This is a genomic window from Acidimicrobiia bacterium (assembly GCA_016650365.1).
Taxonomy (GTDB): Bacteria; Actinomycetota; Acidimicrobiia; order Spongiisociales; family JAENVV01; genus JAENVV01.
On the sequence record JAENVV010000294.1, the window covers coordinates 1 to 2,593 of the forward strand.

General features: G+C 60.9%; 4 protein-coding genes. 1 reads left to right on the forward strand and 3 read right to left on the reverse strand.

Annotated features, from left to right (window positions below; all coding sequences use genetic code 11):
• The coding region (locus tag JJE47_16555) for a sigma-70 family RNA polymerase sigma factor (protein ID MBK5269033.1) at positions 1-655 on the reverse strand (655 nt) is incomplete at its 3' end.
• Positions 656-658: 3 nt separating this feature from the next.
• Positions 659-1,054 carry a hypothetical protein gene (locus JJE47_16560; GenBank protein MBK5269034.1) on the reverse strand — a complete coding sequence of 132 codons (396 nt, stop codon included), beginning with the start codon at positions 1,052-1,054 and terminating at the stop codon, positions 659-661.
• A 268-nt stretch (positions 1,055-1,322) separates the two neighbouring features.
• Between JJE47_16560 and JJE47_16565 the strand changes: the two genes are divergently transcribed.
• Positions 1,323-1,517 carry a hypothetical protein gene (locus JJE47_16565; protein ID MBK5269035.1) on the forward strand — a complete coding sequence of 65 codons (195 nt, stop codon included), beginning with the start codon at positions 1,323-1,325 and terminating at the stop codon, positions 1,515-1,517.
• A 25-nt stretch (positions 1,518-1,542) separates the two neighbouring features.
• Here the strand turns inward: JJE47_16565 and JJE47_16570 are convergent, their stop codons facing one another.
• Positions 1,543-2,556 carry an MBL fold metallo-hydrolase gene (locus JJE47_16570; GenBank protein ID MBK5269036.1) on the reverse strand — a complete coding sequence of 338 codons (1,014 nt, stop codon included), beginning with the start codon at positions 2,554-2,556 and terminating at the stop codon, positions 1,543-1,545.
• Positions 2,557-2,593 lie beyond the last annotated feature (37 nt).

Below are 2,593 nucleotides of genomic sequence, written 5' to 3' on the forward strand. Positions count from 1 at the left end.
CGAGTCGAATCGCTTCGTTACGCAGCACTCCCCGCTCCGGATCGTCAGCACCCGAGTTGTAGATCAGATAGACCACCGCCAGAACGGACCGAAGTCGGTTTGGCAACTCACTGTCGGGCGGGACTCGATACGGGATGTTGGCTGCTTTGATCTTGTACTTGGCCCGAACGAGCCGCTTTTCCATCGCCGACTCGCTCACCAGGAATGATCGGGCCACCTCGGCGAGGGTCAAACCGCCCAGCAGGCGGAGGGTCAGGGCCACCTGATGTTCGGACCGCAACGCCGGATGACAACAGGTGAAAATAAGTCGGAGTTGATCGTCCCGTACCATCGTTTCCTCTTCGCCAGAGTTGGCCGACGCCGGAACAGCCCCCGCAGGAATCAGTTGCTCGACGAGCTCGGCGCCTCGTTTCGATCTTCGGAGGGTGTCTATGGCCCGATTTCGGGCAGTCGTGATGATCCATCCCGCCGGATTTTGCGGCATCCCCGTCCGTGGCCAACGATCGCTCGCCACCAGAAAGGCATCTTGGACTGCGTCTTCGGCCAGCGAGATGTCACCAAACACCCGGGTGAGGGTCGCGACGGCCTGACCGTACACATCCCGGAAGACCTGCTCGACCGGGGGCGCCGCCCCTCGCTCGGCAACCCCGTCCATCCGCTAGGCGCCCGGCATCTCAGGCATGTGATCGGCTGCCCGGCCGGTGGCTTGAAACGGTCGCACCTCGATCGGACGTCCGATGGCATCGACCACCCTTCGAGCCCAGGAAAGGGCTTCGTCAAGATCCTCTGCATCGATGACATAGAAGCCGGCGATGTGTTCTTTGGCCTCGACGAACGGTCCGTCGGTCATGATCATGTCGGCGTCGATAGCCCGCACGACCGTCGAAGCGTCTGGCCCATGAAGGGCACCACCGAACAAGAACGTTCCGGTCGAAGTCATGTCGGCTTCAAGGGCTATAACCCTGCCCATGAAGGCCTGCATTTCCTCGGGCGAACCCGGTGCGGCGGGAGCACCTTCGGTCGACGTGTAGGTCGACAACAGGTACTGACTCATGATTGCTCCTCAATTCAGGCGGGCGCTTCCCGCTCTCACCTTACTTACGAATGGGGTGCGGGTCTGTGGACACCTTCTACGACTGTTCATCTGCCGGCAAGAAAAACGGTACGGTAATGTCCGGAATCCGGCGCCACGTTTCGTGATACTGATGTCGACCGTCGACGCAGTACACCCGTAGACACGATTACCTGTCAAGAGGGCAAGGGCGACGAGATGGCGGCCGTGCTCTCGCAAATGACCGGAGCCGCCCGGCAGGAACCTGGCGTTGAGATCTACTCATACCACCGTGGCACCGACGACCACTTCTGGTTTTCGCCCTCATGACCGATCAGGAATCGATGCAACAGACGGCCAAAGCGACGCCATGAGGGCTGCCATGGCGGCGTTCGGGCCACTCATGGCGTCGCCACCGGAAATGTCGGTCACCACCCCGGTCGCCGCCATCGGCTTCGACATCTAACCAGAGGGGTCCCCCGAACAGCTGGCTAGGCCCGCAGGTGATACTGGGTACCTACAACACTGGGGGCGTATTGTCTTGATGATGAGAAAGCTGCGGCGAGGGCGGCTTTGGCCCGCCATCCGGTGCAATGGCCGGGAGCGACCAGGCGGGGGTCGAGTGCCTTGAGGGCCGCCACGGTGTCCGATATGCGCTCCTCCATAACCTTTCCTGCAAGGTGATATCCCCCGAGAACCAGATCCAGCGGTGAGTTGTGCAGTTGACTTGCGGCGGTGGCAACGTTGATGATCCCGGCGTGCGAACAGGCGGACAGAATGGTCGTGCCGCGCCCCCTTACATTCGCCGCAAAGTACCGCTCGTCAAGGATCAGCGGGTCTGACTCGAAGGTACCGTTACGTCGCGTTTCGTGACCGCTGAGCCCGGTCTCGAACGACGTCAGCCGGGGAATCTCGCCACTGCCATGGAAAAAACCATCTGCGATGTCGTGATCGACGTCACTCAATACGATGTTCGCTCCAGCCGCATCGAGCTGCTCGAAGGTCGGATCCTCTGGCAACAGAACCACCCGGCCATCGGAGAGCCGAGTTCCGCGGTGATCCGGCCGGTTGGGATGAACCTCAAGAACCGGGGCAGGAAGACCCGCCTCGGATCGAGCGCCGGCGATCGCGGCAATGACGGCCACGAGACCCCCACTGTGATCCCAGTGCCAGTGTGACAAGAACACGGTCTCGATCGCCGAAAGATCAATATCTAGGCGAACCGCGTTCGCCAACCAGATATCGCCGTACGGTCCAACATCAAACAAAGCCGTCCGTGATGTGCTGTCCTTGACTCCGGTTGCAAGCACGGAGAACCCGTGGGATGCACAACACATGTGGTCAAGCACCGAGATGTGGTCTTTCCCGTCAATCACGAACGACGGTTCTAGGCGGTCAAGCAGCGCCACCCGCTCGTTGGCCTGCACGTCGTTATCGATACTCGACAGCGCGTCGGTCTCATTGTCAGTCACGACAACCAGGTGGAGTTCGTCTAGCTCGAGCATAAGACCGTCCTGTCGGGCGAAAGCCCACAGCACCCAA

Bases quoted from the DNA above. Each gene is read 5' to 3' on its own strand.
- JJE47_16560 (MBK5269034.1), bottom strand. From the start codon at position 1,054: ATGAGTCAGTACCTGTTGTCGACCTACACGTCGACCGAAGGTGCTCCC.
- JJE47_16570 (MBK5269036.1), bottom strand. From the start codon at position 2,556: ATGCTCGAGCTAGACGAACTCCACCTGGTTGTCGTGACTGACAATGAG.